General features: G+C 70.3%; 14 protein-coding genes and 1 pseudogene. 10 read left to right on the forward strand and 5 right to left on the reverse strand.

The window, feature by feature from the left end; genetic code table 11:
• Window positions 1–173: 173 nt before the first annotated feature.
• The gene (locus tag VFA06_RS21740; RefSeq protein ID WP_324842513.1) at window positions 174–1238 is read left to right on the forward strand and encodes a LacI family DNA-binding transcriptional regulator; all 1065 of its coding nucleotides are present in this window, start codon (window positions 174–176) and stop codon (window positions 1236–1238) included.
• A gap of 312 nt (window positions 1239–1550) precedes the next feature.
• On the opposite strand, the gene VFA06_RS21745 is transcribed toward VFA06_RS21740, so the two are convergent.
• The 4 genes from VFA06_RS21745 to VFA06_RS21760 form a co-directional block, all read right to left on the reverse strand.
• On the reverse strand, window positions 1551–3185 hold the full coding sequence (locus VFA06_RS21745) for an ABC-F family ATP-binding cassette domain-containing protein (protein WP_324842514.1): 1635 nt from the start codon (window positions 3183–3185) through the stop codon (window positions 1551–1553).
• 206 nt (window positions 3186–3391) lie between these two features.
• Window positions 3392–4585 (reverse strand): M20 metallopeptidase family protein, encoded by a 1194-nt coding sequence (locus VFA06_RS21750; RefSeq protein WP_324842515.1) that lies wholly within the window; start codon window positions 4583–4585, stop codon window positions 3392–3394.
• Between the two features lie 152 nt (window positions 4586–4737).
• Window positions 4738–5502, reverse strand: a complete 765-nt coding sequence (locus tag VFA06_RS21755; protein WP_324842516.1) for an SAM-dependent methyltransferase — start codon at window positions 5500–5502, stop codon at window positions 4738–4740.
• An 86-nt stretch (window positions 5503–5588) separates the two neighbouring features.
• Window positions 5589–6158, reverse strand: a complete 570-nt coding sequence (locus tag VFA06_RS21760) for a serine protease (protein ID WP_324842517.1) — start codon at window positions 6156–6158, stop codon at window positions 5589–5591.
• Between the two features lie 10 nt (window positions 6159–6168).
• Between VFA06_RS21760 and VFA06_RS21765 the strand changes: the two genes are divergently transcribed.
• On the forward strand, window positions 6169–6465 hold the full coding sequence (locus VFA06_RS21765; protein WP_324842518.1) for a hypothetical protein: 297 nt from the start codon (window positions 6169–6171) through the stop codon (window positions 6463–6465).
• Between the two features lie 315 nt (window positions 6466–6780).
• Here the strand turns inward: VFA06_RS21765 and VFA06_RS21770 are convergent.
• Window positions 6781–7161 (reverse strand): annotated as a pseudogene (locus tag VFA06_RS21770) (DUF5997 family protein); the annotation flags it as partial.
• Between the two features lie 51 nt (window positions 7162–7212).
• On the opposite strand from VFA06_RS21770, the gene VFA06_RS21775 reads away from it, so the two are divergent.
• From VFA06_RS21775 to VFA06_RS21810, 8 genes are all read left to right on the forward strand, one after another.
• Complete coding sequence (locus tag VFA06_RS21775) at window positions 7213–7959, forward strand: LysR family substrate-binding domain-containing protein (protein ID WP_414639944.1); 747 nt, start codon at window positions 7213–7215, stop codon at window positions 7957–7959.
• A gap of 164 nt (window positions 7960–8123) precedes the next feature.
• Window positions 8124–8459 carry a metalloregulator ArsR/SmtB family transcription factor gene (locus VFA06_RS21780; RefSeq protein ID WP_349260286.1) on the forward strand — a complete coding sequence of 112 codons (336 nt, stop codon included), beginning with the start codon at window positions 8124–8126 and terminating at the stop codon, window positions 8457–8459.
• A 124-nt stretch (window positions 8460–8583) separates the two neighbouring features.
• Entirely contained in the window at window positions 8584–9078 is a 495-nt protein-coding gene (locus VFA06_RS21785; protein ID WP_349260287.1) for an oxidoreductase, read from the forward strand.
• Window positions 9075–11102 carry a proton-conducting transporter membrane subunit gene (locus tag VFA06_RS21790; RefSeq protein ID WP_324842522.1) on the forward strand — a complete coding sequence of 676 codons (2028 nt, stop codon included), beginning with the start codon at window positions 9075–9077 and terminating at the stop codon, window positions 11100–11102. Before VFA06_RS21785 ends, VFA06_RS21790 begins: the two co-directional genes overlap by 4 nt.
• Window positions 11099–12043 carry a respiratory chain complex I subunit 1 family protein gene (locus VFA06_RS21795; RefSeq protein ID WP_324842523.1) on the forward strand — a complete coding sequence of 315 codons (945 nt, stop codon included), beginning with the start codon at window positions 11099–11101 and terminating at the stop codon, window positions 12041–12043. Before VFA06_RS21790 ends, VFA06_RS21795 begins: the two co-directional genes overlap by 4 nt.
• Window positions 12044–12072: 29 nt before the next feature.
• A complete protein-coding gene (locus tag VFA06_RS21800; RefSeq protein WP_324842524.1) occupies window positions 12073–12726 on the forward strand; it encodes a hypothetical protein in 654 nt (217 codons plus the stop codon).
• Window positions 12726–14225, forward strand: coding sequence for a proton-conducting transporter membrane subunit (locus tag VFA06_RS21805; RefSeq protein WP_324842525.1), 1500 nt, complete (start codon window positions 12726–12728; stop codon window positions 14223–14225). The genes VFA06_RS21800 and VFA06_RS21805 overlap by 1 nt, the downstream gene beginning before the upstream one ends.
• A complete protein-coding gene (locus VFA06_RS21810; protein WP_324842526.1) occupies window positions 14225–15772 on the forward strand; it encodes an NADH-quinone oxidoreductase subunit C in 1548 nt (515 codons plus the stop codon). The genes VFA06_RS21805 and VFA06_RS21810 overlap by 1 nt, the downstream gene beginning before the upstream one ends.
• Window positions 15773–15826: the final 54 nt, after the last annotated feature.

A 15826-nucleotide genomic window follows, 5' to 3' on the forward strand; every position in this document is an offset into this window, starting at 1 on the left:
CTCAGGCCCCGGCCGCACCGCCGGGGCCTGATACGTCCGCGCGCTCCAGCACGGCCCGGCGCGGACCGGCACCGCGCCCGCACACACGCAGACCGGCCGCGCTTGCAACTCCCGCCGAAAGGCGTACTGTATCGATACAGAAGCGCTGGATCGATACAGAAGGGCGGACGGCCGTGAAGCCGACACTGCAGACCGTCGCTGACGCCCTCGGCATCTCGCGCAGCACCGTCTCGAACGCGTACAGCCGGCCTGACCAGCTCTCGCCCCAACTGCGCGAGAGGATCCTGGAGACCGCGCGGCAGCTGGGCTACTCCGGGCCGAATCCGGCGGCGCGATCGCTGCGCAGCGGACGGGCCGGCGCGATCGGCGTGGTCTTCAGCGACGCGCTCTCCTATGCCTTCACCGATCCCTACGCCGTGCAGTTCCTGCGAGGGCTCGCGCAGACCGCCGAGCTTTACGACACCGGGCTGCTGCTCATCCCGGTCTCGAAGGACGGCGAGGCGGCGGCCGCCGTGGTGAACAACGCGGTGGTCGACGGCTTCTGCATCTACTGCCTGACGGACTGGCACCCGTCCCTTCAGGCGATCCGGGCGCGCGGACTGCCGATCGTCAGCGCCGAGCGACGCGACCCGGACAACCCCGACGCGCGCTACGTCGGGATCGACGAGGCCGCGGCGACACTGGCGGCCGGGCGGCACGTCACCGGGCTCGGCCACCGCCGCATCGCACTGATCGCGGACTGGATCATTCCAGAACGCGAGACCAGGCCGGTGACGGTGGCCGATCCCGAGAAGCTGCCCTACTACGTCACCCGAGAGCGCCTCCTCGGATACCGCGACGCGCTGGCCGAGGTGGGAGTCGGCTGGCCGCAGATCCAGACGGTCAACGCGGCGCAGAACAGCCGGGAGGCCGGGGCCGAAGCGGCCGGGCACGCGCTGGACCGCGCGCCGAGGCCGACGGCGATCCTGGCGGTCACCGACATCCTGGCACTCGGCGTCCTCGACGCGCTCAAGGCCCGGGGACTGCGGCCGGGCAAGGACGTGTCCGTCATCGGGTTCGACGACATCCCCGAGGCCGCCGCCTCGCGCCTGACCACGATCGCGCAGCCCGCGCTGGAGAAGGGCCGGCTCACCGGGACCCTGCTGCTCGATCCGCCCGCCGACCCGGCCGAGCGCCGGATCCTGCTGCCGACCCGGCTGCGGGTCCGCGCGTCCACCGGGCCGGCCCCCGATCAGTGAAAGTGACGAAGAGAGGAAGAGAGAAGGAGAGGCAAATGGACCCCATGGGCTTCATCCTCGCGACGCGCGCAGCACAGCGCGACTCGCACTCGGCCCGCCCGGACGCTCCGGTCATCGCCCCCAGGGCGAGGCGCCGGCGCGCTCACGCACCGCGCACCACCTCGGTACGCCGGGCCACCGCCGCGTCCCTGCGCAACCTCGCGGCGCGGATCGAGCCGCGCCGCGACGCTGAAACGTGCAGGCCAGCGACACCTTAGTCACCCGCTGGGCCGTCCGCCGCCGAGTCGGTCGGCCCGGTTCCGGCGAGATGTATCAACTCATTGGCAGCCCATCCAACCGCCCGGCCACAAGGTCGAGCCGCCGTTGGACCTTGATTTCCTTCAGGAACCGTTCGTCGTGGCTCACCACGACGAAAGCGCCCTGATATGCGTTCAACGCGTTCTCCAACTGGGCGACGCTGACCAGGTCAAGGTTGTTCGTCGGCTCGTCCAGCAGGAGCAGATGCGGCGCCGGATCGGCGTACAGCACACACGCCAGCGTCGCGCGAAGCCGCTCACCGCCGGACAGAACCCGCGCCGGCAGGTGGATGCGCGCGCCGCGGAACAGGAACCGAGCCAGAACGTTGAGCCGCTGTGCGTCGGGAAGTGACGGCGCGAACGCAGCGAAGTTCTCGGCGACGCTCTTGTCGTCATCGAGCAAGTCAAGCCGCTGCGACAGGTAGGCCACGCGCCCGTCGGCGCGGCGGATCGTCCCGCCGTCGGGCGCCAAGTCGCCGTGGATCAGTCGCATCAGCGTCGACTTGCCGGCGCCGTTCGCACCGGACAAGGCGATGCGCTCCGGCCCGCGGATGGTCAGGTCGACCCCGTCGCCCGCGAAGACCTCGGTGTCACCGAAGTGCTTGCGCAGGCCCTCCCCCACGAACAGGGTGCGCCCGGCCGGCACACGGGTGTCCGGCAGTTCAAGCGCAATGCTCTGATCCGAGCGCACGGCCTTGGCGGCCAAGTCAGCACGCTCCTTCGCCTCGCTGACCCGCGAGGCATGCATGGTCTGCGCGATGCCCGCGGCCTTCTGGGCACTGCGTTTCATGTTGCCGGCGACGATCTTCGGCAGGCCGGCGTTCTTGAGGTTCCTCGCCGCATTGCCGGCCCGGCGCTCCGCCCGTTCGCGGGCCTGTTGCATCTCCCGCTTCTCGCGCTTGAGCTCCTGCTCGGCGTTACGCAGTCCGCGCTCGGCCGCCTGCCGTTCTACGTCGACAGCCTCCTGATAGGCACTGAACCCGCCGCCGTAGAACCGGATCTCGTCGCCGTCGAGCTGCGCGATGCGGTCCATCCGGTCCAGCAGCTCACGGTCGTGGCTGACCACCAGGACGCAGCCGCGCCAACCGTCGAGCACGTCATAGAGCTTGCGGCGTGCGGCGAGGTCGAGGTTGTTGGTCGGCTCGTCGAGCAGCAGCACATCAGGGCGCCGCAACAGCTGCGCGGCGAGCCCGAGCGACACCACCTGGCCCCCGCTGAGCGCGCCGAGCGGTTCGCGGAGCGAGACCTGGCCCAGCCCGAGCCGCTCCAACTGCGCCCGGACTCTGTCCTCAAGGTCCCAGTCCTCGCCGATGGTGGCGAAATGCCGCTCGTCGGCGTCCCCGGACTCGATCGCGTCCAGCGCCGCGACCACCGCAGCGACGCCGAGCACGTCGGCGACCGTACGGTCCGCGATCAGCGGCAGATCCTGCGGAAGATAGCCGAGCGTCCCCTCGATGGTGATCGAGCCGGCGGCCGGGGTGAGCTCGCCGCTGATCAGCCGCAGCAGCGTGGACTTGCCGGCGCCGTTCGGGGCGACCAGGCCGACCCGCTCCGCCTCGAGGCTGAAGCTGAGGTCCCGGAAGACCGGGGTGTCGTCCGGCCAGGTGAACGACAGGCCGGAGACGACGACGGGAGATTGTGACTGTGACATGAGCGTGCCCTTGCGCGGATTCCCGCGCGGCGATGCGTCGAGCGCGGGGTGACAGACGGGAGGACGAAGCGGCGCCGAGCTGCGGATCGTCGATCAGAACGCGCTCGGGGCCCGGACATCTCAGCTGGAGATGTCGTCGTCACTCAGCATGTCGGACTCCTCGATCGGGGGCGCCCAGCACCGTAACACGACCTCAGGCGAGAGCGTTACGGGTTTTCCGCGGCTGCCAGCCGGTCGATCAGCAGGCTGGTCATGGCGCGCACGCCGTGGCCGATCGCCCGCTCGTCAGCGGCGAAATCAGGGGCGTGCGGTGCGCCGTTCATTCCCGTCTCCGCGTCCGCGACGCCGAGATAGAACTGTGCGCCCGGAGCCTCGTTGAGGAACAGCGCGAAATCCTCGCAGTTGAAGGGCCAGGATGCCCGAGCCCACAGGACGGACTGCGGCCCCAGCCGAGCGCTCAGAAACCGGCCCGCGGCCGTGCTCAGCTCCGCTGAGTTGACCATCGCGGGGAACGGATCGCCGGGGACCTCGACCTCTGCGCCCGCGGCCGCCGCGACCCGCTTTACCTGCGCACGAAGCTCCGCAAGCCGCTCCTGCGGCCAAACCCGCAGCAGCACATTAACGACTGGTTGGCCGTCGGGCGTCCGCCCAGTCCACTGAGCTACGGACACTGATTCCTGCATCGACGCGGCAAGCTCGGGTTCCAGCAGCGCACGGAAGCGCGCGTTGTACTCCGCGATGCTCTGCGGGAACCCGACATCGCCCAGCTGCTCCATCTCGGCGGAGAGGGCGGCAACGGCCGAGTCGTCGCCATTCGGCAGCGCGATCCGGATGTGGTCGAGCCCGGGCAGGCCGTATCCCGGGGATACGCCGATGGTGCCGCAGGGGAACGGGCTGCAGTGCAGTGCATAGAACTCACGCGGCCTGAGCCGTTGCACCAGGCCGGTTTTCAGCATCGCGCGTGCTCCCTGCAGCGGCTCCTCGGCCGGCTGGAAGACAAACACGAGCCGGCCGCGTATCGGCTCAGAGCCCTGAGCCAGCGTCCGGGCGACGCCCACGCCGATCGCGGTGTGCAGGTCGTGCCCGCACAGGTGCGCGACGCCGGGCACGCGTGAGGCGAAGCCCTCGTCGAATACCCGGTCCGACACCGGGAATGGCAGCACGTTCGTTTCCGCGTCGACGGCGTCCATGTCGGCCCGATACGCCACGGTCGGACCGTCCGCGGAGCCATCGAGCACCGCGAGCACTCCGTGTCCGCCGACCCCGGTCGTCACCTCGAGCCCGGCCGCGCGCAGCTGCTCGGCGACCAGCCCGGCCGTCTCGCGCTCCGCTCCGGCAAGCTCGGGGTGGCGGTGAATCTCCCGGCGCAGCTCGATCAGTTCCTCGTCGAGATTCGTCACCGGCAAACCTTGCGCACAACCTCCGCTTCGGCGCACCGCGTTTATCAGCCCGCCAGTTTGCCAGCCGCGGTCCCCGGTGGCTTGGGATGGATGTAATGAGCGGCCGCGTCTGGGCCCTCGGCCACCAAGCACCGCAACGCGCCCTTGGGGCGCTATCGCTTTCTTGCGGCCAGCAGCGCGAAGGAAAGCAGCTCGCCGCCGTCGACGTTGAGCACATCGATCCGGGCGAGGTACTCGGCCAGCTTCTCCGGCCGGTATTCCGCGCAAGCCCGCTCCCAAGCCAGCCAGTCCTGCCAGCCGTGCTCCTGCAGGCGTGCGCAGATCACATCCACCTGCTTCGTGATCTCCCACTGGAAACGCCACCACTCGGGCGTGTGCCATGCCATCGCCTCCCACCCGAACAGCCTCTCGATGTGCTCCGGGATCGCACCAAGCTCGCGCACCTCCCGGCTCATCGCCGGCGTGGCCATCCCCACCTGCCCTCCGGGCCGCAGGAATCGCAGCAGGTAGGGCAGGTAGGAGTCCGCAGTCCCGAAGTATTCGAACGCGTCGATGCTCACGATCGCGTCGAAGTACTCCTTCCCGAACGGCAAGGCGTGCGCCTCGGCCCGCACCGCGGTGACCCGGTCGGCGACTCCCGCCTCGGCGAACACCGCCGCAGCGTCCTCGGGTGCGATCCACAAGTCCGCGGCCACTACCTGCACCCCGTACTCCCTGGCCAGAAACACCGAGGTGGCACCCTTGCCGGAACCGAGATCGAGCACCCGCATCCCCGGCTTCAGCTCCAAGTCCCGGGCCAAGTCCTCCAGCATCCACAACGGGTTCGGCCCCATGTCCAGCCCGAGCAGCCATGCCGGGTCGTATTTGGACGAGAGCGGATACCGCTCTGGGCACACAAGGTCCTCTATCGCAGTCATAGTTGACAGACCCAAGTGGGCCGCGGACGGTACCGCAACCGATTTACGAGTCCTCTTGCGGCGAATGCGCTCCACGCTCACGCGCATTAGCTCTTTGATTCAGCCTCGGCGAGCAGCTGGCTGACCCAGGTCGTGAAGTGCACCGAGTACGAGACGTCCGGGCTGTCCCCGCCGGTTTCGTAGCCGCCGATGACGCCGTCTACTGTGCCAAGACCGGTCTTGGAGTTCACCTCCGTGAGGAACGGAGATCCACTGGTGCCGCCCGGGTATCCGTCGCAGTCCCACCGCAGTTGCGTGGATGAGAACTCTGATGTGTAGTTCGTGCAGGTGATCGGCTCGTCGGTGTCCGAAGGATAGCCGATGACAGTGGTCAGAGCCGTGTACGCCTGGTCGACCGCGAGCGTGTCCGCGCCCACGACGCTCTGGATCGGCGTGCTCGACCCGCCTTTGTGCACCACGACGAACGCCACGTCATAGTTGGGATCCTGGTCGGAGATCCACTGCTGGGCGACGTAGACCGCTGAGACGTCCCAGACGCCGTACGGCATGTCGCCGTCGTTGTAGTCGGGGACGAATGCCAAGCCCGTCTTGGCCCCGGAGCTGGAGTACACGCAGTGCGCCGCGGTCACGACGATGTCGCCCTGCGGGCTGGACACCACGCTTCCGGTGCAGTGGTGCGACGTCAACGACCCGTTCGAGGTGCCGAACAGCGTGCCAACCTGCGCAGCCCCGGAGAAAGTCTTTCCCTGGAGGGGGTTCGACACGCTCATCGCGTTTGAGCTGGGGCTGGAGCTCGAAGTCGGGCTCGAACTAGGGCTGGGGCTCGCACTCGGGCTGGAGCCGGTGCTGGACGCGGACCTGGAGCTGAAGCTGGACGACACGGTCGGGGTCGGAGTCGAGGACGAGGCCGCCGACACCGAACTCGAGCTCACCAGCTTGAGCCGGCCGCCGACTTTCGCGTAGGTCGTGGCGCCGACGCCGGCCGTGAGCAGCAACGCGGCGCATCCGACTGCGGCAACGCGCCGGTGGGACCTGCATCGCGGCTTGCGAACGTGCAGCATCCACGCAACGTACGAATGCTCCGCTAAGCGGATCTGATGCGAGCCTCAGAGTCAGATGAGATTCGGCACAGGTTCCGTTCACGTTGACGGCTGCGCTGTGGCGAGACCCTCAGTAACGCGCTCTGCCTGCACGCGCGCGCTGTCCTGAGGTCTGCTTCTTCCCGGCCTGCCTTTTCCCGGTCTGCTTCGGCGCCGCCTGCTTGGTCGCGGGCTCGCCTTCGGAGCGCTGCGCGTCCCTCTCCTTGATCCGTGCCGCTTCCTTGCGGACCTCGGCCTGGGTGGCGCGTTCGCGCTGCAGCCATTCGGGGAGCTCCGCTTTCAGCGCCTCGATCTGCTCGGTGGTGAGTGGTTCGGTCACTCCGCCGCGTGCGAGGCCGGCGATGGAAATGCCCAGCTTGAGAGCGGTCACCTGGCGGGGGTGGGGGCCGTTTCTGCGCAGGTCCCGCAGCCACGCCGGCGGGTCGGCCTGCAGCGCGTTGAGCTCGTCGCGTGAGACGACGCCCTCCTGGAACTCGGCCGGGGCGGCCCCGAGATGGATGCCCAGTTTCTTCGCCGCGGTCGCGGGCTTCATCGTCTGCGGGGTCTTGTGCGACTTCATGGGACAACAGTAGCGACCGCGGGCGGCGGTGACGGCCGGTAACCTGGCCACGTGACAGGCATGCACGCGGCCGCTTCGTTCCGCCTCGCGTACGTCCCGGGCGTGACCCCCGGAAAGTGGGCGCGGACCTGGGGCGAGCGGGTGCCCGCCGTGCCGCTCGAACTCATCGCGGCATCCACGGCCGACGCGGTCACCGCCCTGCACGACGGCGCCGCCGACGCCGCTCTCCTGCGACTGCCGATCGATCGCAGCGGCCTAAGCGCGATCCCGCTGTACACCGAGACGAGCGTCGTCGTGATTCCCAAGGACCATGAGGTGGCGGCGGTCGACGAGGTCACCGTCGGGGACCTCGCCGACTACGTCTGCCTGCGCCCCCTCGACGACTGCCTCGGCTGGGAGACCCCGCCGGGGCTGCCCGCGAACGAGCGCCCCGCGACGACGGCCGACGCCATCGAACTGGTCGCTGCCGGAGTCGGGCTGCTGGTCGTCCCGCAATCGCTCGCGCGCCTGCACCATCGCAAGGACCTCACCTACCGGCCGGTCACGGACGCCCCGCAGTCGCGCGTCGCGCTCTCCTGGCTCGAAGAACAGACCACCGACCTGATGGAGCAGTTCATCGGGATCGTGCGAGGGCGCACGGTCAACAGCTCACGGGGACGTCCTGCTGCGCCGGCCGCCGCGCAGGCGAAGCCGAAGGCCAACGCATCGGGCAACGCACGCAAGAGCACCGCGGGCGGCAAGCCGGGTTCCGGGGCCGCGAGGAGCGCCGGGCGCAGCAAGCCGCGACGCCGGGGCTGAAGCCGCGGGGTGTCTGAGCGCCGCATCACCGACCCTGGCGCTGTTGTCGAGTTGAAGATTTCTTCATTTTCATTAGATGATGACCGCGACAGGTGGCGAGCGTCTCGACCGGGACGCTTAAGACCGCCCTGGAACCGACAAAACGACGACGGGACGTGAGCGCTGTGCCGGTGCCGCTGTACGAGGCGAAGGCAGAGTTCTTCCGGGTGCTGGGGCATCCGGTGCGCATCCGCGTGCTCGAGCTGCTGTGCGAGGGGCCGAAGCCGGTGCGCGACCTGCTCGCCGAGGTCAATGTCGAGGCCTCCAACCTCTCCCAGCAGTTGGCGGTGCTGCGCCGCTACGGGATCGTCACAGCGACCCGAGAGGGCTCCACGGTGGTCTACGCGCTCGCCGGGGCCGACGTCTCCGAGCTGATGCTGGCCGCGCGCCGGATCCTGACCGAGCTGCTGGTGGACAAGCGCGAGCTGCTGGCCGCGCTGCAGGAGACGGACGCCGAATGATCTGTACCTGACCCTCGACCGTGGACCTGGCCCTGCCGCGTTTCTCCCCGTCCCGTCCCACCGGGCGCACGAGCACAGGTCCCGTTGTGTTCATCCTCGCCTCAACCGATGAGTGGGAACTGCTGTGCTCAGCCTGTTGCGCAAGATCGCCGCTACGGGGCGGGTCGCCGAACCGGCGCCGCCACCTCCCGAGCCGGCGCCGCCGGATCTGGCGGGCCGCGTGAAGGCGCTGCGCGGTTCGGCGCAGGTGCGCTGCGTGGACGCGGGTTCGTGCAACGGCTGCGAGATCGAGATCGGGCAGGCGTTCGGTCCCGTGTATGACGCGGAGCGCTACGGGGCGCGGATCGTCGCGTCGCCGCGGCACGCGGATGTGCTGTTGGTGACCGGTCCGGTGACGCGCAACATGGCCGAACCGCTGCGGCGCACCTACGCCGCGACGGCCGAGCCGCGGGTGGTGATCGCCGTCGGAGACTGCGCGATCGACTGCGGTGAGTTCGCGGGCGGGTATGGCGTCGAGGGCGCGGTCGGCGACGTGGTGCCGGTGGATCTCTCGGTGCCGGGCTGTCCGCCTGCTCCGGATCAGATCGTGGCAGCGCTGCGCCGGGTGACCGGCCGGTGAGCGTGAACCTGGTCGGCACCGCCTTGGCTACGTCGGCGGGCTTGTCCGGCATGGCTGCGGCGGCCGCGCTGTGCAGCCCGGTGCGCGTCAGGGTCCCGATGGTCGGGGTTCTCAGTGCACTGCTAGGGGCTGCCGGGTTGGTCGCCGGTGGCGCGGCGCTGGCAGGGCACGGATTCTCGGTGCGGATGCCCGATCTGCTGCCGCTGGCCGGGATCTCGCTTCAGGTGGATGCGCTGTCAGGGGTATTCCTCGCAGTCACCGGCGCGGTGATCATTGCGGCGTCTGTCTACGGGATCGGCTACGCCGCCGGTCCGGCTCGCGGCCGGCTCGCGCAGGCGTTGTGGCCGCTGTTCGCCTTCAGCCTGCTGCTGGTGCCCGCCGCGGCGAGCGTGTCCACGCTGCTGGTGGCCTGGGAGTTGATGGCGATCGGCTCGGTGCTGCTGGTGGTGTCCGGCGATCCGGCGGACGGGCGGGTGCGTGAGGCCGGTGTTTGGTACGCGGTGATGACGCACCTCGGGCTTGTCACGATCCTGATCGGGCTTGTGTGGTTGTCCGCCGCCGCGCACACCGAGACCTTCGCCGGTCTGCGTCTCGCCGCGGCCGGGGTCTCTCCGGCAGTGCGCGGCGGTGTGTTCGTGCTGCTTCTGCTCGGGTTCGGGTCGAAGGCGGGCATGGCGCCGCTGCACGCGTGGCTGCCGCGGGCACACCCGGAGGCGCCCAGTCCGGTCTCGGCGCTGATGAGCGCGGCGATGGTGAATCTGGGTGTTTACGGCCTGATCCGGTTCGGACTTGATCTGCTGGGTGGCGGCTCGCGCTGGTGGTGGCTGGCCACGCTGGTCCTCGGCGCGCTCTCCGCGGTGTACGGGATCGTGCAGGCCGCCGTGGCGAACGACCTCAAGCGCCTGCTGGCGTACTCCACGGTCGAGAACCTGGGCCTGATCCTGGTGGGCGTCGGCGCGGCCGGGGTGTTCGAGGACTCAGGGCACCCGCTGCTCGCGGCCGCGGCGCTGACCGCCGCGCTTCTGCACACCGCCACCCACGCCGGATTCAAGACTCTGCTGTTCCTGACTGCGGGATCGGTGCTGCACGCCACCGGCACCCGGGACCTGGACGAGCTCGGCGGCCTGCGCGCCCGGATGCCGGTGACCACGGCGCTGTTCGCGCTCGGTGCGCTCGGCGCGGCGGCGCTGCCCGGAGGCGCCGGGTTCCCTTCCGAGTGGCTGCTGCTGCAGTCCCTCATCCACGGGCTCGCAGTGCCCGGCATAGTGGTCGTGGTGGTGTTGCCGGTCGCGGTCGGCGCCATCGCGCTGTCCGCGGGCCTGGCCGTGGCCACCTTCGTCAAGGCTCTGGGTACCGGATTTCTCGCCAAGCCGCGCAGTGCTGCGGCCGAGCACGCGCACGAGGTCTCCGGGACGATGCGCGCGGGAATGGGAGTGGTGGCCGCAGCGTGCGTCGCGCTCGCGGTGGTGCCTGGCGCGACCGCGCCGGCTCTCATGCGCGCCACCGCTGCCGCGCTGCGCGGGCCCGGCACGTCTCTTGCGCTCGGCGCGACGCGGCAGTTGACCGCGCTGGGCTCGACGCTCTCTCCGCTGCTGGTTGTCGCGCTCACGCTTGGCGCCGTGCTGCTTCTGCGCGCGGGATTGACCCTGGTCTCCGGTAGGAAGCGGCGCAGGGCGCCGGTGCCGCTGTGGGACTGCGGCGCCCCGCCGCTCACGGCGCGCATGGAGTACACCGCGACCTCGTTCGCGGAACCGTTGCAGCGCGTATTCGATGACGTACTCGCGCCGGAATCAGACATCGACGTCACTCCGCACGCCGAGTCCGCGTACCTTGTCGAGCGCATCGCCTACAGCCGAGCTGTCCCGGATCGGGTGGAGCACCGGCTCTACAACCCGGTGCTGCACACGGTGCGCCGCGCCGGGCGCGCAGCGCGAGCGCTCGCCGACGGCAGTGTGCACCGCTATCTCGGCTACGGCTTCGGCAGCGTCGTCCTCCTCCTGATCGTGCTGGCGGCCGCCCAGTGATCGCCGCGCTCCTCGTCTCTCTCATCCAGGTTCTCATCGTGCTGCTCGGCGCGCCGCTGCTGGTCGGTGCCATGCGCCAGCTACGTGCCGTGATGGAGGGTCGCGTCGGGGGCGGAGTCCTCCAGCCGTGGCGCGATCTGCTGAAGTTGCTGCGCAAAGCGCCGCAACGGCCGGAGGGAACCGGTGCGGCGTTCCGGCTCGCGCCGCTGCTTGGCGTGGCCTGTTGCGCGGTCGCCGCCGCAGCGATCCCGCTGATCTCCACCCGTACCGGGCTGGACGCGGCCGCGGATCTGATCGCCGTGGTGGCGCTGCTGACCCTGTCCACCGCCGCACTCGCGCTGGCCGGATTGGACACCGCGACCGCGTTCGGCGGGATGGGCGCGAGCCGCGAGATGACGATCACCGCGCTCGCGGAGCCGGCGATCCTCACGGCGGTCTTCGCGCTCGCCGCGAAGGTCGGCTCGACGAACCTGCCCGCGATCGTGGCGACGACGCTCGGCCACGGCGCCCGGCTGGCCTCCCCCGCGACGCTGCTGGCCGCGGTAGCCCTCGGCGTCGTGGTGCTCGCGGAAACCGGCCGGCTGCCCGTGGACAACCCGGCCACTCACCTGGAACTGACCATGGTGCACGAGGCGGTGGTGCTGGAATATTCGGGCCCTGACCTCGCCCTGATCGAGCTGGGCGCGGCGATGCGACTCACTGTGCTGCTGGGCCTGTGGAGCTCGCTGTTCGCGCCTTGGGGCGTCGCCACGAGCGCCGGCCCGACCCGGCTGCTTCTCGCGCTGGCCGTGTTCGCCGGCAAGACGCTGGCGCTCGGAGCGCTGATCGCGGCCGCCGAGGTGTTCATGGCCAAGCTGCGCCTCTTCCGCGTGCCGGAGCTGCTGGCCGGCTCGTTCCTGCTCGCGGTGCTCGCCGTGACCGCCTCCTTCTTCCTGGCCTGACGTGACCACCTTGCCGAAAGTTGCCCCCGATGAGCGCTGACGCGCAGCTACTCGACCTGGCCGCGGGCGCGTTCCTGCTGGCCGCGGTCGCGATCCTCTGGCGCCGCGATGTGAGAGCACAGACCGCGTGGCTAAGCCTCCAGGGCGCCGCGCTGGCCGCGATCGCGGTGATCCTCGGCGCCGATCAGGCGCATCCCGAGCTGTACGCGGTCGCCGCCGCGGTGGGCCTGCTGCGGGCAGTGGTGCTGCCGGCGCTGGTACGCCGCGCTGTCACCGCACGCGCCGAGGACCGCGAGTCCGCTCCCCTGATCAACGTCGGCGCCTCTTTGCTGGCCGCCGTGGCGCTCGTGCTGCTCGCCTACGCGGTCGCCCAGCCGCTGGTGCGGCTGGAGGCGACCACCGCCGCGCGCGCCCTGCCGGTCGGCCTCGCGGTGGTGCTGATCGGGCTGCTCATCCTGGTCACGCGGCGCAAGGCGCTCTCCCAGATCGTCGGGTTCCTGTTGCTGGACAACGGAATCACCGCGATCGCGTTCCTCGCCGCCGCCGGAGTGCCGATACTCGTCGAGTTCGGGGTCTCCTTCGACCTGCTGCTCGCGGTCCTGGTCCTGCGGGTGCTCACCGCGCGGATGCGCGCCGTGTTCGGCGGCAGCGATCTGGACGAGATGCGGGAGCTGCACGACTGATGGACCGCACTCTCACCGACGCCGCCCTGCTCCTTGTGCCGATCGCGGCCCCGTTGTTCGCGGCCGCGGTCTACGCCGTGGCCGGATGGGGCCGGGCCACCGCTCACCTCGGCACCGCCGCCGCGGCCCTGATCCTCGCCTCCGGGATCGCCGTCGCGGTCAGCGTCGCCCACGACGGTCCGCTCACCACGTTGGGCGGCTGGCTGCACGCCGACGCTCTCTCGGCGTTCCTGCTGCTGGTCATCGGCTCCGTCGCGACGTTGGCCTGCGCCGCCTCCCCCGCGTATCTCGCCGCCGAGCGCGCTGCCGACGAGGGAGGCTCCAGCCGCCGCTACGGCGCTCTGGTCTCCTGCTTCCTGGCCGCGATGTGCCTGGGCACGCTGGCCGGAAACCTCGGCCTGGCGTGGATCGCGATCGAGGCCACCACGATCGTGACCGCTTTCCTGGTCGGCCACCACCACACCCGCGCCGCTCTCGAAGCCGCGTGGAAGTACACGGTGATCTGCTCGGTCGGTATCGCCCTGGCGCTGCTCGGCATCGTCGTGCTCTACGACGCCGCGCGCCACGCTGGACTCTCCGAGGCCACCGCCCTGAATCCAGCGGCACTCACCGCCCACGCCCGCGCGCTCGATCCGGCGGTCACCCGCATGGCCACCGCGTTCATGATCCTGGGCTTCGGCGCCAAAGCAGGACTCGCGCCCCTGCACGCCTGGCTGCCGGACGCCCACAGCCAGGCCCCCGCCCCTGTAAGTGCTTTGATGTCTGGGGTGCTGCTCGCCGTGGCCTTCAGTCAGATCCTGCGCGTCAAGCAGATCGCCGACGCCGCGCTCGGCCCCGCGTTCAGCAGAACCCTGCTCTTGATCGCGGGTCTGGCCACGCTCGCCTTGGCTGCCTTGCTGCTGCTCGCGCAACGCGACTACAAACGCATGCTCGCCTACTCCAGCATGGAACACATGGGGCTGATCGCGGTGGCCGCCGCGATCGGCACCCGGCTCGCACTCGCCGCGCTGCTCCTGCACATCGCCGGACACGGTCTGGCCAAGACGGTCGCGTTCACCGCCTCCGGCCACCTGTTGCAGGCCGAACGCACCACGCGGATCGCGCAGATCAGGGCCCTGGCCACGCGCCGCCCCGCGCTGGCCGGGATCCTGGCCGCCGCGCTCCTCGCCCTGCTCGGCCTGCCGCCGTTCTCCCTGTTCGCCTCCGAACTGGGCATCGCGCGCGCAGGATTCGCAGCGCACCTGGGCATTCCGGTCGCCGCAGCGTTCGTACTCGCCTTGGTCGCCTTCGCCGCCTTGGCCCGGCACACTGCCGCGATGCTGCTCGGCGACGACGAAGCGCCGGCCGCCGGCGCTCCTCCCAAAACGGCAGCAACGGCCCGGCTCAGCCTTGCCGCGCGAACCCCACTGATCACCGGCCTGACCGCAGTAGCCGCACTCGGCATCACGGCGTGGCCTATCAATACCCTGCTCAACCTCGCAGCGCAGGGAGGCCGTTGATGGCCGACCTCGGATTCCTCGCGCAAGGCGAAGCCATCGGACGCACGCGCATCACCGTGCAGACCGATTCAAAGGAGCTGCCCACCCGCGCAGCCGCCCTGCTCGAAAGCGGATATCGCCTCGCCCTCGCGCACGCCTCCGACCGTGGTCTGCATGACCCGCGCGGCGAGGCGATGCATGCGGTCTACCTGTTCCTGAAAGCAGGCCCGGATTCTCGCGTCGAACTCGCGGTGCCGCTCGACCCTGCGGCGCCCGCCGTGCCCAGCCTGGCCGCGCTCAGCTTCCCCGCCTCACGCTTCGAACGCGAAATGCGCGACCAATACGGCGTCCAGCCGCTCGGCCACCCACTCCCCCGGCCCCTGGTACGCCACCCGGCCTGGCCCGAGAGCTGGCACCCGATGCGTGCCGACGCCGGACCGCGCCCGCCCCTGGACCCCGATCCGGCGCCGTTCCCGTTCCTCGCCGTCGAAGGGCCCGGGGTCTACGAGATCCCAGTCGGCCCCGTGCACGCCGGGCTGATCGAACCCGGGCACTTCCGTTTCTCCGTCGTCGGCGAAACCATCCTCAAGCTCAAAGCCCGTCTCTGGTACGTACACAAGGGCATTGAGAAACTCTTCGAACACCGCACCGCTGCCGCCGGGCTACCGCTCGCCGAGCGCGTCAGCGGAGACACCTCGGTCGGCCACGCCCTGGCGTACTGCCGCGCCGTCGAGGACGCCGCAGACGTCACCCTCGCCGCCCCCATCGAAGCAGCGCGTACATACCTGCTCGAACTGGAACGTCTCTACAACCACGTCACCGACCTCGGCGCACTGTGCAACGACGTCGGGCACGGAATCCTGAACGCGCACGCCGGACGCATCCGCGAGCAGCTGCTGCGGATAAACGCCGATACCACCGGTCACCGGCTGCTGCGCGGCGGCATCGTCCCCGGCGGCGCCCGCCTACGCTCCCGCCCGGACCAAACGCGCCTGCGCGCGATCGCCGCCGACGTCGCGCAACTCGTCGATCTCGCACTAGGCCACACCGTCGTGCGGGACCGGTTCACCGCCACAGCGCCCCTCAGCCTGCAACAGGCCCGAGAACTCGGCACGCTCGGCTACGTCGCCCGCGCCAGCGGACTGGACACCGATGCGCGCCACGAGCATCCGGCGCACCCCGACGTCCCCCGCCCTGCGCGCGTGCTGGAACCGGATGGCGACGTGCTCGCCCGCTTCCAAACGCGCGCCAAGGAGTTTCAGGCGTCAGTGGACTGCATGGGTCTGCTCTGCGACCTGATTCCTGCATCAGGCCTGAATGAATCCCTCGACGACCTCGCCACCCAGGTCCGGGGGCGCTCCGGCGTCGGCATCGCAGAGGGCTGGCGCGGCACCATCGTGCACCGGATCGCATTCGCCCCCGACGGCACCCTCGGCCGCGTGAAGATCGCAGACCCCTCCTTCTTCAATTGGCCGGCTCTCCCGGTCGCCCTCAGCGGCGCGATCGTCCCCGACTTCCCGCTGGTCAACAAGAGCTTCAACCTGTCCTACGCCGGAAACGACCTGTAGCCGCGCCCACCGGCCGGCCCCGCCTCCCACCGGTGGACGCGGCGGTCTGGCGGG

Source organism: Actinocrinis sp., assembly GCF_035653575.1.
Taxonomy (GTDB): domain Bacteria; phylum Actinomycetota; class Actinomycetes; order Streptomycetales; family Catenulisporaceae; genus Actinocrinis.